Here is a 19,394-nt window from a genome sequence, read left to right on the forward strand (position 1 = left end):
GGTGTGCCACTGGGCATCGGGTGTCAGGTAGGAATGCGCCACCCCGGCCCCGGTCGCCCTCCCAGTGACGGGTGCATTCCCCAGGGTGCATCCGGGCGACCGGGTCGGGTGGGCGTATGAACTCAAAGCACCCGCATTGCGTATCCACTTCGCACAGGGGTTTTGAGCATGGATGTACAGGCAGGCATTGCAGGCACACGAAGGGATCTGTATCTCCCATGTACGCAGCATCGTCCTCCGTGTCCGCTCCGCCCCGGCCGCTGCGTCCCCGCCCGGCGGGCGGCGGCCCGTACCTCGACCCGGCGGCGCGGCCGGCAGCACCCGTGCTGGGCGCGGGCCGACCGCGGCGCGTTCCGGGACAGCCCGGATCCCAGCCGCTCAGCGGGCGACTCGACCTGTCCGGTCCCCAGGGTGCGCAGTTGCGCACCGCGATCGCCTCGGTGCACCGGATCTGTCCGGAGTTCGCTCCGGTACAGGTGCTGCGCCGCAGCGGACGTTCCGTACTCCTGGTCGGGACGACCGGACGCAGCACAGCCGTGGCCAAGTGTCTCCTCGACCAATCGTCCGCCTGGTCGGATCGGATCCGCCACGAAATAGCCGCATACCGCTCGTTCGTCCGGCACCGCCCGCCGGTGCGGGTGCCGAGACTGATCGCAGCGGATCCGGACAACTGCACGCTGGTGATCGAGCGCATGCCGGGCCGGGTGGCGGCGCTCCAGCGGCATCCGTTGGAGGCCCCGCCCCGGCCGGACATCCGGGCGGCGCTCGGCGCGATCTGCCGGCTGAACGCCTGGCGGCCCCCGGCGGGCACCTTCGACGCCCCCCTGGACTACGCGGCCCGCATCTCCCGGTACCACGAACTGGGCCTGCTGACCGACCGGGACCTGGGGGACCTGCAGAAGCTGCTGCGCGGCATCGCGCACGCGGCGGGCCGCCAGGGGATGGGCCAGTTCTGCCACGGCGACGCCCTGCTCTCGAACATCCTGCTCTCACCGGCCGGTCCAGTGCTGGTGGACTGGGAGCACGCGGGCTGGTATCTGCCGGGGTACGACCTGGCGACGCTGTGGCTGGTCCTCGGGGACGCGCCTGTGGCGCGGCGTCAGATCAGCCAGATCGCCCAGTCGGCGGGCCCGGCCTCCCGGGACGCCTTCCTGGTGAATCTGATGCTCCTGCTGACGAGGGAGATCCGTACGTACGAGACGGCCGTGCAGCGTTCGATGCACGATACGGCCCCGGCGGCACCGGGCACGGCCCACCCGGGTGCTGCGCCGTCCGGCGAGGAACAGCGGCTGCTGCTCAGGCGGCTGCACGACGACTGCCAGCTGGCCCGCCGGGCCGTGCGCGCGGCGGTCGGCACTCGCTGACGGGGACGACGGCTCCGCGGTGCGCCCAGAGCGGCGGCGCACCGCGGACCTTCGTGTGTAAGGCCCCAGGTCTGTCCGGCAAGGACAGACCCAGCCGCGGGCGGCGGCCACTGGTGTACGCCACTGACGCCCCGCAGGCCCGGTGCGCCGCCGCCGCGAAACTCGCCGAAACCCTTCGTGACGTGGGAAATCAGAGTCCTGAGGGCATCATTGACGGATCGTCGGCAAGCCGGTACCACTGGTCCAGCTCGGAGCCGCACGCCCGCCGCCCGCCCGTCACAGGAGGCCGCACTTGCGAGGATCCGCCACCGACCCCACGTCCACACCCGGCCACAGACATCTGAGGCGAAGCGTCGGTACGCTCGCCTCCGCCGCCTTACTGCTCCCGCTGCTCGGCGCGGCGCCCGCCCAGAGCGCGACGGATTCCTCGGCAGGCCGGCTCCAGCGCGCCTTCGCCGACGCGGCCGCCGAGTATCACGTGCCGCAGAGCGTCCTGCTGGCCGTCTCCTATCTCCAGTCCCGCTGGGACGCGCACGCCGGGGCACCCAGTGTGACCGGCGGCTACGGCCCGATGCACCTCACCGACGCCCGCACCGCACTCGCCACCACCGAGCACCTCGCCGAGGGCACCGAGGACGCCCGCGGCGACAGCGCCCGCGCCGCCCTGCACCCCGACGTCAAGGTGCCCGAGAACGCGGCACTCCCGGCCCGCCTCAGGACGCTGCCCAAGGCGGCCGAACTGACGGGGCTGCCCGCGGCCGAGCTGCGCACCGACCCGGCCGCCAACATCGCGGGCGGCGCCGCCCTGCTCGCCGCCGCCCAGAAGGAGCTGGGCGAGCCGGCGAGCGCCGACCCGGCCCACTGGTACGGCGCGGTGGCCCGCTTCTCCGGCGCGGACGACACGGCGACCGCGGCGACATACGCGGACGACGTCTACGACGTACTCCGGACGGGTGAGAAGCGCACCACGGACGACGGCCAGCGGGTCACCCTCGCAGCTCAGCCGCACCTCGCCGCCGACACCGCCCAGCTCAAGCGGACGGGGCTCCGCACGATCGCGACAGACGACGTCGAGTGCCCGAACTCGGTGTCCTGCGAGTGGATCCCGGCGCCGTACTCCGAGTTCGGTGACAACGACTACGGCAACCACGACCTCGGCGACCGCCCGGACTCACAGAGCATCAAGTACATCGTCATCCATGACACGGAGGGCACCTGGGACGGGGTGCTGAACCTGGTCCAGGACCCCACCTATGTGTCCTGGAACTACACCATCCGCTCCACCGACGGTCTGATCGCCCAGCACGTCAAGGCGAAGGACGTGGCCTGGCACGCGGGCAACTGGTACATCAACGCGAAGTCGGTCGGCATCGAGCACGAGGGCTTCCTCGCGGCGCCGGACGCCTGGTACACGGAGGCGATGTACCGGTCCTCGGCGCGCCTGGTGAAGTACCTGGCCAGGAAGTACGGCATCCCGCTGGACCGGCAGCACATCCTGGGCCACGACACCGTGCCCGGCCCGACCGCCTCCACCATTCCCGGAATGCACACGGACCCGGGCCCGTACTGGGACTGGCGGCACTACTTCCAGCTGCTGGGCCACCCCTTCAGAGCCACGGGCGGCAAGTACTCCGGCATGGTGACGATCCGGCCGGACTACGCCGCCAACCAGCCGGCGTACACGGGCTGCACCACCAAGGGCGAGCCCTGCACCGCGCACGGCTCCAGCGAGGTGCGGCTGTACTCCGACCACGACGAGAACGCCCCGCTGATCAAGGACATCGGCCTGAAGGCGGATCCGACCATCGGGGTGAACGATCTGTCCTCGCGGGTCTCCACCGGCCAGCAGTACGCGGTCGCCGACCGCTGGGGCGACTGGACGGCGATCTGGTACCTCGGGCAGAAGGCCTGGTTCGAGAACCCGGCCGAGCAGCCCACGGCGGTGCCGGCGTCCGGACTCGTCGTCACCCCGAAGGAGGGCCTGGCGAGCGTCCCGGTGTACGGCCGTGCGTACCCGGAGAAGGAGGCCTACCCGGCGGAGGTGCCCGCGCAGCCGGTCGTGGCGCTGCCCTACACGCTCCCGGCCGGACAGAAGTACGTGGTCGGTGACGTGGTCCCGGGCGAGTACTACTACGCGGTCACCTTCACCACCGACTCGCACCGGGTCGTGGTCGGCAAGGACCTGTACTACGAGATCCAGTACGGCCACCGGGTGGAGTTCGTGCGTGCCGCGGACGTCCGCCTGGAGCTTGCCGCCGGCTAGCCGGGACCGGCCGTCAGCCCTGCTGGAACAGCTCCGCCGGGAGCGGCTTCAGCAGGGCGTACAGGTCGTCGGTGATGGGGCGGTCCCAGGCGGCGATGGTCACGAGGATGCCGTCGCTGCGGTCGAACTGGACGCAGGAGATCCGGCTCTCGGAGAGCTTCAGCCGCCGCACGATCAGCAGGTTGTCGCCCTGGAGGACCGGGGTGTCCTCGATACCGACGACGGTGACCTCCTCGTCGTTCTCCAGCGCCAGCAGCAGCTGACCCACCTCGAAGGGGACCTCGCCCTCGGCTACCTCCCGGGCCGGGGAGCCCTCGGGGAGATTGCCGATGATCATGGCGGGGCCGCGGCCGCCGAACAGGTCGTAACGCAGAAAGACGCCCTGGCAGGAGCCGTCGGGGGCGGGCAGCAGGCCCGCGCCGAGGTTGCCCGGCCAGTCGCCCGGGTCCATGGCCAGGACGTCGAAGTCGGGTCCGGCGGGAGTGGCGCTGCGGCGGCGGAGGAACGACATGCGGCCATGGTACGTGCCCGAGCACACTCGGCGACGTGTGGGCACCCTCCGCGCTCTAGCCCGGCGTCCTCCCCCCGCCCAGCGCCGCTCCCAGCCCCGACCGGTCGGTTCCCAGCTTCCGGTGCACCGCCGAGAGGAGGCGTACGACGCTCTGCTCGTCGGTGTGGAGTTCCACGGCGATCTCCGCCTCGGTGCAGCCGTGGACCGTGAGGGTGGCGGCGACGCGTTCGCGGCTGGTGAGGGTGTCGGTCTCGGTGCTGTGGAGGCGGCGGGGGCGTAGGCCGGCGGCGGCGAGTTCGGTGCGGGCTGTGTCCACGAGGCCGTCGGCGCCGCACTGGACGGCCGTGTCGAGGCCCCGGTAGAGGTGCTCGGCGGCTTCCCTGGGGCGGCCGGCGTGGCGCAGCTCGGTGCCCAGGGCGACCAGTGCGCAGGCGAGCTCGTACGCGGCCGGGGATCGCTCCAGATGGGCGACGGACTCCTCCAGGTATTTCACGCGCGCTGAGCCCGAGGACACCTCCGCCGCCGTCCGCAGGGCCTGTCCGATCGCGGAGGGGGCGCCGAACTGGCGGGCACGGGCCACCGCTTCGAGGGCGGTGGCCAGGGCTCGTTCGGGGGCGTCGTGGCTCTCGGCGCGGGCGAGATGGAGCTGCCAGGGGCACCAGGCGGGGTTGCGGATGCCCCGCGGGTCGAGGCGGCTCCCGGCGGCGGCGAGTTCGGCCGCCGCGTCCTGGGTGAGGCCGCGGGCGAGGAGCAGTTCGCCGTGCACCGTCTGGGCGTCGGGGAACACGACGGCGGCCGGGTAGGGCTCCCCGAAGCAGAAGTCGTCGGCGGTCTGTGCCGCCTCCGCGACGCGGCCCCGGGCCAGCAGGACCTCGATCAGGATGCCGACGGCGTACCAGTGGGCGGGCGTGCCGGGGCCGACGCGTTCGGCGAGCCTGAGGCCCGCGCGGACGAAGTCCTCGGCCTCGACGAGCCGCCCGCGCCGGTAGCGGACGTAGGCGAGGAGTGTGTAGGCGAAGGACAGGTGGGCGCCGCGCCAGCCCTGGCGCTCGAAGTCGGCGATCCCGGCGGCGAACAGCTCCTCGGTGCGGCCCGGCCGGTCGGCGTACATGAAGGCGAGCGCGACCAGGACCGGCACCTCGAAGCCACGGTCGGACTCGGCCCAGCCGAGGCCGCCGGCCAGGGCGCGTTCGGCGTGCTGGAGGGCGACCTGGGCGGGTTCGCCGCGCTGGACGGCGTCCCAGGTGCGCAGCCCGATGATGTAGCGCTCGGTGAGGTCGCGACCCTTGAGGCGGCTCGCGAGCCTGGCCAGGCGGCGGGAGCGGGAGGGGTGGTCGGGTTCGTCGGCGCGGAAGGCGTCCCACATGAACTGCTCGGAGACCATGCGCAGCCTGACCCGTGCGTCCCCGGTCAGGCGGATCTCGCGGGCCAGGGTGTCGGAGGCCTCGGCGAGGCGGTCGCTGTGGGCGAGGACCTGGGAGAGGCGGTAGACGATGTGGTGCCGCAGCTCGGGGTCGGCGATGGGCTCTTCGAGGGCGGCGCGCAGGTGGTTGACGGTGGTGGCGGGTTCGGTGAGCAGGGAGGCGGAGCCCAGTTCGTACAGGACGGCGCCCCGCTCCTCGGGCGGCGGTGGCTCGCGCAGCGCGCGGGCGAGGTAGCTGCGGGCGGCGTCGGGGGCGCCGGCCCGGAGGGTCTCACCGGCGGCGGCGCGCAGTTGCTGCACGACCCAGATGTCGCCCTCGGGGTGGGTCTCCAGGAGGTGGCGGGCGGCCGCGGAGGGGCCCTGTCCGTCGTTGATCACGCACCAGGCGGCCTGTCCGTGCAGGGCGACACGCACGCTGGACGGGATGGCCCGGTAGACGGCGGTGGCGATCAGGGGGTGAACGAATTCGAGCGTCTCGACACCCGTCAGAATGCGCGCGCCGCGCAGCGCGTCGGCGGCGTCGGCGGCCTCCTCGTGGCCGAGTCCGGCGACGGCGGCGCCGAGCCGGGGATGGATCTCGGTACCGAGGACGGCGCAGGCCCAGGCGAAACGGACGGTGGAGGTGCCGAGGCGTTCGAGCCGGGCGATCAGGCCGGTGCCCTTGACGGCCGCGGCGAGGTCGCGCAGCAGATGGGCCCCGGTCTCGGTGGGGATGAGTCCGCGATCGTGCACCTTGGCGGTCAGCTCGACGGTCTCGAAGGGGTTGCCGGCTGTGACGGCCCAGCACTCGCGGCAGAACGCGTCGTCGGCGTGCGCGCCGAGGAACTCCCGGACCAGGCGGGCGACGGCGGCCGCGCTGAGCGGCTCCAGGTCGAGGGGGCGTCCGCCCGCGCGGCCGGGGAGTCCGCGGAACGACTCGGCGTGGTCGGGGAGTTCGTCGGGCCGGTAGGCGACGACGACCAGCAGCGGGAGTTCCTCGGCGCGGGGCGCGAACGCGGCCAGCCAGCGCAGGGATTCGGGGTCGGCCCAGTGGGCGTCGTCGAGGACGAGGACCATCGGGGCGCGACGCACGGCGAGGTGGGTGAGGACCCAGTCCAGGCCGTCGCGCAGGCCCTGCTGGTCGGGCGGGGCGCCCTCGGTGGGTGCGCACAGGCCGAGGGCGGGGCCGACGATGTCGTACCAACTGCCCAGCGAGGACCGCAGTTCACTCTCCGGCACTCCGGCGAGCTGCGGCTGGAGCAGCTGGCGGGCCACGTGGAAGGCGACGCGCTGTTCCTGGTCGCCGCCGCGGGCGGACAGCACGGTACAGCCGAGGGCGGTGGCCCGGCGGCGGACTTCGGCGAGGAGGGTGGTCTTGCCGATGCCCGCGCGGCCGGCGAACGCGAGCAGGGCGCCGCGCGGGCGCCGCGCCGCCTCGGCGCCATCCGCACGCAGGCCGGTGAGCTCGCCCAACGCCTCCTCCACAGCGGCGAGTTCACTCTCCCGCTCGAAGAGCGTCTTGCGGCTGCGCACCATACGTTGTCCCATCACACACCCCCGCCACGCCACCCGACCCGCGCGGGGAGCGGGCGCACACCGTGACCGTCAGGCACCTCAGCGTACGCCTCGCGGGGCCCGACCCGGGCCGGTCTGGGCGGGGTTGTGGTGCCGTTCGTGGTGTCACACGGGGACGGTGGCGTACTTCGGGGGATGTTGCGATCCTGACCACGCGCCTGACCGCCACTGTGCGGCCGGGCCCGGACCTGGCGGTCACCGGACGGATTCGTGGGCCTCCCCCGTCGGTTCCGGCGGTACCACCGCGATCGGGCTCGCCGCGTGCAGCAGGACCGCCTGGGTGACCGAGCCCATCATGCGGGCGGGGGCGAGCAGGCGTCGCCGGTGGCGGCCGACGACGAGCAGGTCGGCGCCCTTCGAGGCGGCGACGAGGTGACCGGCCGCGTCACCGGGCACGGCCGCGACGTCGGCGCGGACGTCCGGATGGTGCTCCCGGTGCGGGGCCAGGAAACTCGCGGCGAGGGTCCGGGTCTCGTTCTCGACGGAGGCCTGGTCGATCGGGGGCGGTACCAGCTGGCCGGGCGCGGCCCAGGTCTGCACCGGCCACGGGTACGCGGCGATCACCTCGACGCGGGCCCCGCGCAGAGCGGCCTCGGCGAAGGCGAGGCCGAGGGTGTCCTCGTCGGGGCTGTCGACGTGCAGGCCGACGACCACCCGGGGCCCGGGCTCGGCCGGGCCGTCTCCGTGGACCTCGCGGTCGGGCCGGGGCACGACGACCACCGGGCACTCGGCGTCGCGCGCGGCGGCCAGGCTGTTGGAGCCGAGCAGCAGGCTGGCGAAGCCGCCGCGGCCGCGTGAGCCGAGGACCAACAGCTGGGCGTCCACGCCGAGTTCGGGCAGCACCGCGCCCGGTACGCCCTCCAGCGCGACGTACTCCACGGTCTGTGCGTCGGCGCGGTCCCGCAGCAGGTCGCGGACCTCGTCGAGCACCGGGTCGCCCTGCGTGTCGGGGGGCCCGGCGACCAGGACGTCGGCCTGTCCCCAGGCGGCGTACTGCCGTACGTGCACCACCCGCAGCGGCGCCGCGCGACGGCGGGCGGCGTCCACGGCCCACTCCAGCGCCCGCAGGCTGTCCTCGGAACCGTCCACCGCGGCGATGACCGGCGCACTGCTCATCTTCCCTCACCTCCGGAACGCGACCTTCCCCTTGTCGGTGCCAGCCTCGCTCAGGCGTCGGCCCCGACGGGGCGCTGTCGATCGCGTGTCCGGAAATCCGCGCCGAACACTCCCCGGTTCGGCTCGCGGCACGAGGTCACTCAGGTCAGGTCGAACTCACCTTCCCGTGCGCCGGAGACGAAGGCGCCCCACTCGGCGGGGGTGAAGATCAGGGAAGGGCTTTCCGGGCGGCCGCTGTTGCGCATGGCGATGAAGCCCTCGACAAAGGCGATCTGGACATCGCCCAGCCCTCGGCTGCTGGACTGCCACTCGGCCCTGCTGAGGTCCAGCTCCGGCTTGTGCCAGCCCACGAGCGGCTGCTGCTGGGTGGTGGTCTCGGCCACGTCCGTGCTCCTCCCGGTTCGTCGTCCGCGGTCAGCCTAGCGACCGCTTCCCACGGCGGACAGGCCGTGTCGTGAGGACCTTTCAGGAGTCGGGGGGCTCGGCTCCGACGAGCCACATGGAGAAGAACTGCGAACCGCCGCCGTAGGCGTGCCCGAGCACCTTGCGGGCGCCCTCCACCTGGTGTTGCCCGGCCTGGCCGCGCACCTGAAGGGCGGCCTCGGCGAAGCGGATCATGCCGGAGGCGCCGATGGGGTTGGCGGAGAGCACCCCGCCCGACATGTTGACGGGCAGGTCCCCGTCCAGCTCGGTCACCCCGGACTCGGTGAGCTTCCAGCCGCCGCCCTCCTCGGCGAAGCCAAGGTTCTCCAGCCACATGGGCTCGTACCAGGAGAACGGCACGTACATCTCGACGGCGTCGATGTCCCGGCGCGGGTCGGCGATGCCGGCCTGCCGGTAGACGTCGGCGGCGCAGTCCTTGCCGGCCTGCGGGGAGACGAAGTCCTTGCCCGCGAACAGGGTCGGCTCGCTGCGCATGGCGCCGCCGAGCATCCAGGCGGGCGGCCGGGGCGCACGGGCGGCTCCGGCGCGGTCGGTGAGGACCATGGCGCAGGCCCCGTCGGAGGACGGGCAGGTCTCCGAGTAGCGGATCGGGTCCCACAGCATGGGCGAGGCCTGGACCTTCTCCAGGGTGATGTCGTGCTCGTGGAGGTGGGCGTAGGGGTTCTTCAGGGCGTTGCGCCGGTCCTTGTAGGCGACGAGCGAGCCGACGGTGTCGGGGGCGCCGCTGCGCCGCATGTAGGCGCGCACGTGCGGGGCGAAGAAGCCGCCCGCCCCGGCGAGCAGGGGCTGCTGGAAGGGGATGGGCAGGGACAGGCCCCACATGGCGTTGGACTCGGACTGTTTTTCGAAGGCGAGGGTGAGCACGGTGCCGTGGACGCGGGCCGCGACCAGGCCCGCGGCGACGAGGGCGGTGGATCCGCCGACCGAGCCGGCGGTGTGCACCCGCAGCATGGGCTTGCCGACCGCGCCGAGGGCGTCGGCGAGGTACAGCTCGGGCATCATGACGCCCTCGAAGAAGTCGGGCGCCTTGCCGATGACGACGGCGTCGATGTCGGCCCAGGTCAACTCGGCGTCCTGGAGTGCCCGCCCGGCCGCCTCGCGGACGAGTCCGGCGATCGACACGTCCCGGCGGGCGGCCACGTGCTTGGTCTGGCCGATTCCTACGACGGCCACGGGCTCCTTGCTCATCGTGGATCCCCTTCGAGTACGGCGACCAGGTTCTGCTGCAGACAGGGGCCGGAGGTGGCGTGGGCGAGGGCACGGTCGGACTCGCCGCGGTGGATGCGGGCGGCGGCCTCGCCGATGCGGATGAGTCCGGCGGCCATGACCGGGTTTGCGGCGAGGGCGCCCCCGGAGGGGTTGACGCGGATGCTGTCGTCCAGCCGGAGCGCCTTGCGCAGCACGACCTCCTGTGCGCTGAACGGCGCGTGCAACTCGGCGGTGTCGACGGTGGGCGCACCTCCCATGCCCTCGCGGCTGCGGGGGAGTTCGAAGGCCCCGGCCTTCTCGGCGGCCAGGCGCGTGGAGGGCGAGTCGGTGAGGTCGCGCACGCCCAGGGAGTGCGCCTCGATGCGGTGGTCGATGCCCCGGATCCAGGCGGGCCGTTCGCACAGCTCGCGGGCCCGCTCCCCCGCCGCGAGGATCACCGCGGCGGCGCCGTCGCCGACGGGCGGGCAGTCGCCGGTGTGCAAGGGGCGTACGACGTAGTCGCCTTGCGGGACCGAACCCACGAGCTGAGCGTGGGAGTTGGTGCGGGCGGACTCGCGGCTCCGCGCTCCGATCGCGGCAAGGGCGGGCTCGTCCGTGTCGCCCGCGTCGATGAGCGCCTGGGCCTGGAGGGCGGCGAGCGCGACCGAGTCCGGCCACAGGGGGGCCACGTAGTACGGGTCCAACTGGCGGGTCAGGACGTCTCGTACGGATCCGGGAGAGGACTTGCCGTAGGAGTACACCAAGGCGGTGTCGGCATCTCCCGTCAGCAGCTTGGTCCATGCCTCGTACAGTGCCCAGGCGCCGTCCATCTCGACGTGCGACTCGGAGATGGGCGGCCAGGCACCGACACCGTCGAGGGCGAGGGTGAAGGAGAAGGCCCGGCCGGCGAGGTAGTCGCTGGAGCCGGAGCAGGTGAAGCCGATGTCGGCGGTCTTCAGCCCGGTCCGGGCCAGGACCTGGTGCAGCACCGGCATGAGCATCTCGACCTCGGAGGACTCCTCGGTGGAGCGCCGGTGGTCGGTCTGGGCGAAGGCGACGACCGCGATCTCCCGTGTCACAGCAGCTCCTTGTAGGTGTCGTAGTCGGCGTCGGGTTCGCCGGTCGGGCGGTAGTGGTCGGGGTAGCGCGCTCCCGGCGTCCACACCGGCTCGACCCTCAGGCCCATGCGCACCTCGTCGTACGGGATCCCGCCGATGCGGGCGTGCAGGGCCAGGTCGGCGCCGTCGAGGGCGATGTGCGCGTAGACGTACGGCACCTCGATGTCGAGATTCGCCGTATGAGCAGCCTTGATGTTGACGATGCAGAAGGTGGTGACCGTGCCACTGGGACCCACCACGACCTGTTCGGATGTGGCCACGCCACATGTGGGGCAGGCACCCCTCGGCGGGATGTACACCTTGTGGCAGGAGGGGCAGCGCTCGCCGACGGACCGCTGATCGGAGAGGGCGTTGATGTAGTCGGTCTGGGCGCGGCCGGGCGAGTAGGTGTAGTCGAGGCGGGCGTGGGCGACGATCCCGGTGAGCGGGTTCTCGAACTCGCCGGTGTGGCCGCCCGGTTGGTCCGGTTCGCCGTCGTACGGCTCGAAGCAGGCGATGTCGGTGATGGCGCCGGTGCGTTCCCGGGCCCAGCGGATCCGCACCCGCATGCCGGTGTGCACGGCGTCTGGTCCTGGGGCGTCCAGGGCGTGCAGCAGGGCGGTGTCGGCACCGTCGAGCCGGACCAGGACCCAGGCGAAGGGAGTGGTGAGGGGCTGGCCCCGGCGGGGCTCGTGGTTCCAGGCCCAGGTGGTGACCGTGCCCGTGGAGGAGACCTCCACCAGGTCGCGGATCTCCTCGGCGGTGACGGGGTCGTACTCGACGGGCGGGACGAGCGTGCGCCCGTCGGTGGTCTTCACCCCGAGGACGACACGTTCGCGCAGTCCCGTGAGGAAGGCGCTCTGGACGGGGCCGAGCGAGCGGGTGAAGGGAAACTCGACGACGAGCGGGGCTTTGAGGACTTCGTGCATCGGAAGCTGCCTCCTTGGGAAGTCGGCGTGCTGGGGCCGGGGGGGCTGAGCGGCCGGTACGGGCGCGCCCCGGAGGGAGCGCGGGGCCGTATCGATGGGCGGCTCCGCGGCGGGGAGACCGGCCACGGCGGCCCGCGGTCCCGCGAACGGCGCTCGTCGACCGCCAACCCGGCGGAGCCGCTACGCGCGCTTGTAGACGGGGGGCCGCTTCTCCGCGAAGGCGCGGGCGCCTTCCTTGGCGTCGGCGGTGTCGAAGACCGGCCAGCCACGGGCGAGTTCGGCGGCGAGTCCGTCGGTCTCGGTCATCTCGGCGGTCTCGTACACCGACGCCTTGACGGCCTCCACGGCGAGCGGTCCACAGGCGTTGATCTGCTCGGCGATCTCCAGCGCCCTCGCGACTGCGGTGCCGTCGGGGACGACCTGCCCGATCAGCCCGATGGCGGCCGCCTCCTTCGCGCTGTACGGCCGGCCGGTGAGGAGCATCTCCAGGGCGTGGGTGCGCGGGATCTGGCGCTGCAGCCGGACGGTCGAGCCGCCGATCGGGAACAGGCCGCGCCGGACCTCGAAGAGGCCGAAGGTCGCGGACTCGCCCGCGACCCGGATGTCGGTGCCCTGGAGGATCTCGGTGCCGCCGGCCACGCAGTACCCCTCGACGGCGGCGATCACCGGTTTGCGGGGGCGGTGGTGTCGCAGCATGGCCTTCCAGTGCAGGTCGGGATCGGCCTTGAGCCGGTCGCGGTAGTGCTGCCCTGCCATGCCGTCCCCGGCCAGCGCCTTGAGGTCCATGCCGGCACAGAAGGTGCCCCCGGCCCCGGTGAGCACGATCGAGCGGATCGCGTCGTCCTCGTCGGCCTCGGCCCAGCCGTCGTACAGACCGACGAGCATGGGAAGCGAGAGCGCGTTCTTCGCTTCGGGCCTGTTGAGCGTGAGCACCAGTGTGGCGCCTTCGCGCTGCACGGTGAGGTGTTCCGTCCCACCCATTGCCCATCTCCCCTCGGTTGGAACGAGAACAGGTTGCAGTAGGCGGGGAGCCACTTCAAGGGAACTTCGCGGGTTTTCTGACAGGCAGTCAGATTTTCTCGCGCGGACCCTTCACAGTTACGGCGCCCTTTGCTCTGATGACCGGCGAACCGGTGGATCGCCAGGCCGTCGGAGGTCAGGAGGAGCGGTGGAGTACAACCTTGCCGATCTGTTCGAGTCGGTCGTCGACGTGGTCCCGGACCGCGAGGCTCTCGTGTACCTCGACCATCCCGGCACCGGCGCGGAACGCCGCCTGACCTACGCGGAGCTGGACGCGGCCGCCAATCGCATCGCCCACCACCTGATCGACAGCGGGATACGCCCCGGCGAGCACCTGGGCCTCCACCTCTACAACGGCGTCGAGTACCTGCAGACGGTCCTGGCCTGCCTGAAGGCCCGGGTCGTCCCGGTCAACGTGAACTACCGCTATGTGGAGGAGGAGTTGGTCTATCTCTACCGGGACGCGGATCTGGTCGCGCTGGCCTTCGACGGGGAGTTCGGCGACCGGGTGGCGGCGGCACTGCCACGAGCCTCGAAGCTGCGGCATCTGCTGCGGGTGGGCGCTCCCGCAGAAGTGCCCGGCGCCGTCCCGTTCACCGAGGCGGAGGCGTCCGGTTCGCCCGAGCGAGGCTTTCCCGTCAGGTCGGGAGACGACCAGTTCATCATCTACACCGGCGGCACGACCGGCATGCCCAAGGGGGTGATGTGGCGCCAAGAAGACCTGTTCTTCGCGGGACTGGGCGGCGGGGCGCCGACGGGTGAGCCGGTGAAGAGCCCGAAGGAGCTGGCCGAGCGGGTCGCGGCGGGCGGGTCGGGGATCACCTTCTTCCCCACTCCCCCGCTGATGCACGGCACGTCCACCCTCACGGCGTTCATCGGCTTCAACTTCGGCCAACGAGTCGTCCTGCACCGCAAGTTCGTGCCGGAGGAGGTGCTGCGGACCGTCGAGAAGGAGAAGGTCACCAGCATGTCGCTGGTCGGCGACGCGATGCTCCGGCCGCTGATCGACGCGCTCGGCGGCCCGATGAAGGGTACGGACTGCTCGGCCTTGTTCAGCGTCTCCTCGTCGGGCGCGATCATGTCGGAGACCGTGCGCCGGCAGTTCCGGGAACTGGTCCCGAACGCTCTGCTGCTGAACAACTTCGGCTCCTCCGAGTCCGGCTTCAACGGTACGGCGACGGAAGACTCGGGACCCGAGCGAGGTTTCCGCATCCGGGTCAACTCCCGTACACAGGTGGTGGATCCCGCGCATTACGAGCCAGTGGCCGTGGGCGAGATCGGCCGGGTCGCGCAGTGCGGCCATGTGCCGCTCGGCTACTACAACGACCCGAGCAAAACCGCCGAGACGTTCTTCGAGAAGGACGGGCAGCGCTGGGTGCTGCTCGGCGACATGGCGACGGTGGACGAGGAGGGTGTGGTCACCGTCCTCGGCCGGGGCTCGCAGTGCATCAACACCGGGGGCGAGAAGGTGTACCCGGAGGAGGTCGAACAGGCCCTCAAGGCCCATCCGGACGTGTACGACGCGCTGGTCGCCGGGGTGCCGGACGCCACGTGGGGCAACCATGTGGCGGCCGTGGTGCAACTGCGCGAAGGAGCCCGGCACCCCTCGCTGACCGACATCCAGGACCACTGCCGCACCCGGCTGGCCGGCTACAAGATCCCGCGCCAGCTGGTGATCACGGACTCCATCCAGCGGTCACCGAGCGGCAAGGCGGACTACCGGTGGGCGCGCGAGGTGGCGGTGGCCGCGGACCGCTAGGGCACGGGGTGTCCCATCACTGACGTGCAGCCCGAGCCGCGTACTGTGTGCGCCACGGTTGAACGGACGGCGAAGGTCGGCCGTACGGGTGATGACGGCGTCGGCCTCGTGGTTCCGGCCCGTCGCGGCCGGGACCGCGCCACGCACGGAAGGACCCTTCGGGTGTCGCACCTCATCCCTCGTCAACTGCCGGGCCGCCAAGGGAAGTCGGACACCGAGGAGGAGGGGAGCGGGGAGGGCATCCCGAAGGGTTCGCCGACGGGCTCCCGCCCCGGCTGGTTCGGTTGGCGCCTGCACCACCCCCGGCTCGCGCGGGGCGTGGGCGTGGGGACGACGGTCCTCGCGGCCGCCCTCGTGCTGGGCGCGCTGCTGTTGCCGAACCGGCTCGACGGGCTGGCCTTCTCCACGTTCCTGCGCATCCCCGCGGAGGGGATCCTGCTGGCCGGCCTGCTCCTGGTGCTGCCACCGCGGGGCCGACGGATCGCGGCGGTGGTCACCGGGCTGCTGCTCGGTCTGCTGACCATCCTCAAGTGCGTCGACATGGGCTTCTACGCGGTGCTGGTGCGGCCGTTCAACCTGGTGATGGACTGGGGCCTGCTCGGCAACGCGACGGACTTCCTGCGGGAGTCGCTCGGCCGGACCGGCCAGCTGCTCGCGATCACCGGCGCCCTGTTGCTCGCCGTCGCGGTCCTCCTCCTCACCACGCTCGCCACGGTCCGGCTGACCGGCCTGATGGCCCGGCACCGCCAAGTGGCCACCCGCAGCACCCTGGTGCTGGGCACCGCGTGGATCACCTGCGTCACGCTCAGCCTGCAGATCGGTGACGTGCCGATCGCCTCCAAGATCAACGCCGTCATCGTGAACAACCGGGTCGAGCAGGTGCGCGCGGGCCTCGAGGATGCCCGGGTCTTCCGCGAGGAGGCCGCCGTCGACGCCTTCGCCGACACGCCGCGCGACCAGTTGCTGACCGGCCTGCGCGGCAAGGACGTCCTGTTCACCTTCATCGAGAGCTACGGCCGTACGGCGATCGAGGACCCGGCGATGGCGCCGCGGATCGGTACGGTGCTGAAGGAGGGTACGGCCGCCCTGAAGGCGGCGGGATTCGAGGCCCGCAGCGGCTGGCTCCGGTCCCCGGTGACGGGCGCGGGCAGCTGGCTGTGCCACACGACCTTCCTGTCCGGCCTGTGGGTCAAGAACCAGCAGCGGTACCGGACCGTCACCTCCAGCGACCGGATGACCCTCAGCAAGTACTTCCACGAGACCGGCGCCTGGCGCACGGTCGGCGTGGTGCCGGGCGTGCGGTACGCCTGGCCGGAGGGCAGGTTCTTCGGCCTGGACCACATCTACGACTCCACGCACCTCGGCTACCACGGCCCCTACTTCAGCTGGACGCCCGTGCCGGACCAGTTCAGCCTGGAGGCCTTCAACCGGCTGGAGTTCGGCAAGAAGGACCGGGGACCGCTGATGGCGGAGATCATCCTCGCCTCCAGCCACAACCCCTGGGCGCCCGTCGCCCACATGATCGACTGGAAGGACCTCGGCGACGGCTCGGTCTTCCACCGCGTCAAGAAGGAGGGCAAGGATCCGAAGGAGGTCTGGAAGAACCCCGAGAGCGTGCGCACCGAGTACCGGAACGCCATCGAGTACTCGCTGCACAGCCTCGTCGAGTTCGTGCAGCGCTACGGCGACAAGAACACGGTCCTGGTCTTCCTCGGCGACCACCAGCCGGTGCCGACCGTCACCGCGGGCAGCCCCCGCAAGGACGTGCCCGTCACCATCGTCGCCCACGACCCCGAGGTGCTGGACCGCGTCTCCGACTGGGGCTGGACGGAGGGCCTGAAGCCGGCGGCGGACGCTCCGATCTGGCCGATGAACAAGTTCCGCGACCGCTTCATGCGGGCGTACGGTCCGCGGCAGGGCTGACCGTGTCCCCGTCGAGGAAGGCGAGGGTGCGGCGGACGAAGTGCTCCGGGTCGTCCAGCCACGGGTAGTGGCCGGCGCCGGGCTGGACGGTGACCTCGGCGTTCGGGAAGGCCTCGGCGGTGCGGCGGGCGAGGTCTGGGCGGGGGCCGCCGTCGAGTTCGCCCGCGTACACCAGAACCGGGGCGGTCAGGGCGGTGAGCGCGGCCCGGGTGCCGTCCGGGGTGAAGGCTCCCTCGCCGAAGTACCGGTCGCCCGCCTCGTCGTTGGTCTGCTCGTCCGTGGCCGCGTCATGCGCGCGGGCGGCATCGTCCCAGCGGCCGTAGAAGAACGGCATGAAGACCTCGTCGAAGTCGCCCTCCCCCGTCAGCCACGCCTCGAACGCGGGAAACGCCTCCGCGAACCACGGCTCGTCGGCCCGCAGCCGGGCCGCGGCCAGCCGGTCCTCGGGCGTCGCCCGCAAGCCGAGGGCCGAGGGATTCGGGGTGATCAGCACGAGCCGCCGTATCCGGTGGGGGTAGCGGGCCGCGTAGAGCATCGCGAGACTGCCGGCCGCCGAGTGAGCGACCAGATCCATGTGCTCCAGCCCCATATGGGCCCGCCACACCTCCACGTCGTCCACCAACCGGTCACAGCGGTACGTCCCCGGATCGCCCGGCACCCCGGAGTCCCCGGTACCCCGCAGATCGAGCAGCGCCAGCCGCCGGTGCGCGGCGAGCCCGCCCAGGTCCCCGAGGTAGACGGAGGCACGCATGGGCCCGCCGGGCAGGACGGCGAGGGGCTCGCCCCCACCCTCGAGGCGGTAGGAGAGCTGGGTTCCGTCGGCTGCGCTGAAGGTCGGCATGCCAGTGATCATTCAGGCCCGCCCGGCCGGGCCGCAATGTTTTTGTGTGCTCACAGGGCGATGGGCCGGTAGGCCAGCAGCTCCTCCACGATCCGCTCCGGCGGGGCGTCCGCCAGGTGGGCGGGCGGGTGAAAGAGAAGGTTGGCGGCCCGGGGATGAGCGACGTTGGTCTGCAACACCAACAGGTAGTGGTCGGTGTCGGGATCCCCCGACGCGCATCCCGCCAGGATCCGGCGGACGATCTCGGTCAGTTCCTCGCGGGTGACGTCCGGGACGCGTGGCCGGGCCGGCCGAGCGGCCTCCAGAGCGAACTCCTCCAGATCACGCGATGCAGACCGGCAGAGGAAGTCCGACGGCCCGTACGCGTACCCGGTCGCCGCGTTGAAGGCGTCGACCGCCCGGCGCCCGGCCTCCGCGTCCTCGGACAGAAGCCTCTCGATCCGCTTGATCTCCTCGCCCAGCTCCGCCAGCGCTCGGCCGGCACGGGCGGGGGCAGCAGTTCGCGTCATAGCTCCACGCGCCCATTCTGTGCGACATCCCGTCGGGAAATTCCGACCCGGCCTCTTGCCTGGAGGCGGATGATCTGAATTTACTGGCCCCGGAGGGTCGACCGAATGATCGGTCGTCCGGAATGTGCGGCTGACGAGGGAGAAGTCCCGATGGCGGATGCGACGGACCTGCTGGACGCGGGCGAGAAGCTCGGGCCCGAGGAGTTGCGGGCGCTCCAGCTGGAGCGGCTGTGTGCCTCGCTGCGGCACGCCTACGACAACGTGCCCTTCTATCGGGAGTCCTTCGACAAGGCCGGCGTCCGGCCGGAGGACTGCCGTTCGCTGGCCGACCTGGCGCACTTCCCCTTCACCACCAAGGCCGACCTTCGGGAGCACTACCCGTACGGCATGTTCGCCGTCCCCCGCGAACGTATCCGCCGCCTCCACGCCTCCAGCGGCACCACCGGACTGCCTACGGTGGTCGGCTACACGGAGAACGACCTCTCCATGTGGGCCGACATGGTGGCGCGTTCCATCCGGGCCGCGGGCGGGCGCCCCGGTGACACCGTGCATGTGGCCTACGGATACGGGCTGTTCACCGGGGGGCTGGGCGCCCACTACGGTGCCGAACGACTTGGATGTACGGTCATCCCCGCGTCCGGCGGTATGACGGCGCGCCAGGTCCAGCTGATCCGGGACCTCGAACCCGGCATCATCATGGTCACCCCGTCGTACATGCTCACGCTGCTGGACGAGTTCGAGCGGCAGGGCGTGGATCCGCGGAGCACTTCGCTGCGGGTGGGCGTCTTCGGCGCCGAGCCCTGGACCGAGCAGATGCGGCGGGAGATCGAGGACCGGTTCGCGATCGACGCCGTCGACATCTACGGACTGTCCGAGGTGATCGGTCCGGGGGTCGCCCAGGAGTGCGTGGAGACCAAGGACGGTCTCCATGTGTGGGAGGACCACTTCTATCCGGAGATCGTCGACCCGATCACGGGTGAGGTGCTGCCGGAGGGCGAGCCGGGCGAGCTGGTGTTCACCTCGCTCACCAAGGAGGCCATGCCGATCGTCCGGTACCGGACCCGGGACCTGACCCGCCTGCTGCCCGGCACGGCCCGGGTGTTCCGGCGGATGGAGAAGATCACCGGGCGCAGCGACGACATGGTGATCCTGCGCGGGGTCAACCTGTTCCCGACCCAGATCGAGGAGATCGTGCTGCGCACCCCTGGCGTGGCCCCGCACTTCCAGCTGCGCCTCACCCGCGAGGGCCGCCTCGACGCGCTCACCGTACGCGCCGAGGCCCGCCCGGGCGCCACCCCCGAGGCACGGGAGGCGGCGGCCCTGTCCATCGCCGCGGCCGTGAAGGACGGCGTCGGCGTGTCCGTGGACGTGGAGATCGTGGAGCCGGAGTCGCTGGAGCGGTCCGTGGGCAAGATCCGTCGGATCGTGGATCTGCGCCCGCGCTAGCGGTCAC

Annotated in this window: 15 protein-coding genes; 5 read left to right on the top strand and 10 right to left on the bottom strand. The window is 71.9% G+C overall.

Features of this window, described 5'->3' with window-relative positions; all coding sequences use genetic code 11:
• The first annotated feature begins 218 nt into the window (after window positions 1-218).
• Window positions 219-1,364, top strand: a complete 1,146-nt coding sequence (locus ACWC5O_RS17845) for an aminoglycoside phosphotransferase family protein (protein ID WP_450587638.1) — start codon at window positions 219-221, stop codon at window positions 1,362-1,364.
• Between the two features lie 292 nt (window positions 1,365-1,656).
• The gene (locus ACWC5O_RS17850) at window positions 1,657-3,627 is read left to right on the top strand and encodes an N-acetylmuramoyl-L-alanine amidase (protein ID WP_450587640.1); all 1,971 of its coding nucleotides are present in this window, start codon (window positions 1,657-1,659) and stop codon (window positions 3,625-3,627) included.
• A gap of 13 nt (window positions 3,628-3,640) precedes the next feature.
• Here ACWC5O_RS17850 and ACWC5O_RS17855 read toward each other — a convergent pair whose 3' ends face one another.
• From ACWC5O_RS17855 to ACWC5O_RS17890, 8 genes are all read right to left on the bottom strand, one after another.
• Complete coding sequence (locus tag ACWC5O_RS17855; protein ID WP_450587641.1) at window positions 3,641-4,138, bottom strand: hypothetical protein; 498 nt, start codon at window positions 4,136-4,138, stop codon at window positions 3,641-3,643.
• A 55-nt stretch (window positions 4,139-4,193) separates the two neighbouring features.
• Window positions 4,194-7,088, bottom strand: a complete 2,895-nt coding sequence (locus ACWC5O_RS17860; RefSeq protein ID WP_450587642.1) for an ATP-binding protein — start codon at window positions 7,086-7,088, stop codon at window positions 4,194-4,196.
• 222 nt (window positions 7,089-7,310) lie between these two features.
• Window positions 7,311-8,231, bottom strand: a complete 921-nt coding sequence (locus ACWC5O_RS17865) for a universal stress protein (protein ID WP_450587643.1) — start codon at window positions 8,229-8,231, stop codon at window positions 7,311-7,313.
• A gap of 140 nt (window positions 8,232-8,371) precedes the next feature.
• Window positions 8,372-8,614 (bottom strand): DUF397 domain-containing protein, encoded by a 243-nt coding sequence (locus ACWC5O_RS17870; protein WP_450587645.1) that lies wholly within the window; start codon window positions 8,612-8,614, stop codon window positions 8,372-8,374.
• 82 nt (window positions 8,615-8,696) lie between these two features.
• Window positions 8,697-9,863 (bottom strand): thiolase domain-containing protein, encoded by a 1,167-nt coding sequence (locus tag ACWC5O_RS17875; protein ID WP_450587647.1) that lies wholly within the window; start codon window positions 9,861-9,863, stop codon window positions 8,697-8,699.
• Window positions 9,860-10,942: a thiolase domain-containing protein gene (locus ACWC5O_RS17880; protein ID WP_450587648.1), complete on the bottom strand. Its 1,083-nt coding sequence runs from the start codon at window positions 10,940-10,942 to the stop codon at window positions 9,860-9,862. The genes ACWC5O_RS17875 and ACWC5O_RS17880 overlap by 4 nt, the downstream gene beginning before the upstream one ends.
• On the bottom strand, window positions 10,939-11,889 hold the full coding sequence (locus ACWC5O_RS17885; protein WP_450587649.1) for a Zn-ribbon domain-containing OB-fold protein: 951 nt from the start codon (window positions 11,887-11,889) through the stop codon (window positions 10,939-10,941). Before ACWC5O_RS17885 ends, ACWC5O_RS17880 begins: the two co-directional genes overlap by 4 nt.
• A 180-nt stretch (window positions 11,890-12,069) precedes the next feature.
• Window positions 12,070-12,870: a crotonase/enoyl-CoA hydratase family protein gene (locus ACWC5O_RS17890; RefSeq protein WP_450587651.1), complete on the bottom strand. Its 801-nt coding sequence runs from the start codon at window positions 12,868-12,870 to the stop codon at window positions 12,070-12,072.
• Between the two features lie 187 nt (window positions 12,871-13,057).
• Here ACWC5O_RS17890 and ACWC5O_RS17895 point away from each other — a divergent pair, with 187 nt between their 5' ends.
• Complete coding sequence (locus ACWC5O_RS17895) at window positions 13,058-14,668, top strand: acyl-CoA synthetase (RefSeq protein ID WP_450587653.1); 1,611 nt, start codon at window positions 13,058-13,060, stop codon at window positions 14,666-14,668.
• Between the two features lie 162 nt (window positions 14,669-14,830).
• On the top strand, window positions 14,831-16,591 hold the full coding sequence (locus ACWC5O_RS17900; protein WP_450587654.1) for a sulfatase: 1,761 nt from the start codon (window positions 14,831-14,833) through the stop codon (window positions 16,589-16,591).
• Here ACWC5O_RS17900 and ACWC5O_RS17905 read toward each other — a convergent pair.
• Together ACWC5O_RS17905 and ACWC5O_RS17910 are read right to left on the bottom strand one after the other, a co-directional pair.
• Window positions 16,560-17,432 (bottom strand): alpha/beta fold hydrolase, encoded by an 873-nt coding sequence (locus ACWC5O_RS17905; protein ID WP_450587655.1) that lies wholly within the window; start codon window positions 17,430-17,432, stop codon window positions 16,560-16,562. The two genes, ACWC5O_RS17900 and ACWC5O_RS17905, sit on opposite strands and share 32 nt — an antisense overlap.
• 50 nt (window positions 17,433-17,482) lie before the next feature.
• A complete protein-coding gene (locus ACWC5O_RS17910) occupies window positions 17,483-17,941 on the bottom strand; it encodes a hypothetical protein (RefSeq protein ID WP_450587657.1) in 459 nt (152 codons plus the stop codon).
• A 150-nt stretch (window positions 17,942-18,091) separates the two neighbouring features.
• Here ACWC5O_RS17910 and paaK point away from each other — a divergent pair, with 150 nt between their 5' ends.
• A complete protein-coding gene (paaK, locus tag ACWC5O_RS17915; protein ID WP_450587659.1) occupies window positions 18,092-19,387 on the top strand; it encodes a phenylacetate--CoA ligase PaaK in 1,296 nt (431 codons plus the stop codon).
• Window positions 19,388-19,394 lie beyond the last annotated feature (7 nt).

The organism is Streptomyces sp. NPDC001450, assembly GCF_053597295.1.

What these genes read in the sequence shown, in the direction of transcription:
- ACWC5O_RS17845 (WP_450587638.1), top strand. Translation starts at nt 219, where the DNA reads ATGTACGCAGCATCGTCCTCCGTGTCCGCTCCGCCCCGGCCGCTGCGT.
- ACWC5O_RS17855 (WP_450587641.1), bottom strand. Translation starts at nt 4,138, where the DNA reads ATGTCGTTCCTCCGCCGCCGCAGCGCCACTCCCGCCGGACCCGACTTC.
- ACWC5O_RS17860 (WP_450587642.1), bottom strand. Translation starts at nt 7,088, where the DNA reads ATGGGACAACGTATGGTGCGCAGCCGCAAGACGCTCTTCGAGCGGGAG.
- ACWC5O_RS17865 (WP_450587643.1), bottom strand. Translation starts at nt 8,231, where the DNA reads ATGAGCAGTGCGCCGGTCATCGCCGCGGTGGACGGTTCCGAGGACAGC.
- ACWC5O_RS17875 (WP_450587647.1), bottom strand. Translation starts at nt 9,863, where the DNA reads ATGAGCAAGGAGCCCGTGGCCGTCGTAGGAATCGGCCAGACCAAGCAC.
- ACWC5O_RS17885 (WP_450587649.1), bottom strand. Translation starts at nt 11,889, where the DNA reads ATGCACGAAGTCCTCAAAGCCCCGCTCGTCGTCGAGTTTCCCTTCACC.
- ACWC5O_RS17890 (WP_450587651.1), bottom strand. Translation starts at nt 12,870, where the DNA reads ATGGGTGGGACGGAACACCTCACCGTGCAGCGCGAAGGCGCCACACTG.
- ACWC5O_RS17905 (WP_450587655.1), bottom strand. Translation starts at nt 17,432, where the DNA reads ATGCCGACCTTCAGCGCAGCCGACGGAACCCAGCTCTCCTACCGCCTC.
- ACWC5O_RS17910 (WP_450587657.1), bottom strand. Translation starts at nt 17,941, where the DNA reads ATGACGCGAACTGCTGCCCCCGCCCGTGCCGGCCGAGCGCTGGCGGAG.
- paaK (WP_450587659.1), top strand. Translation starts at nt 18,092, where the DNA reads ATGGCGGATGCGACGGACCTGCTGGACGCGGGCGAGAAGCTCGGGCCC.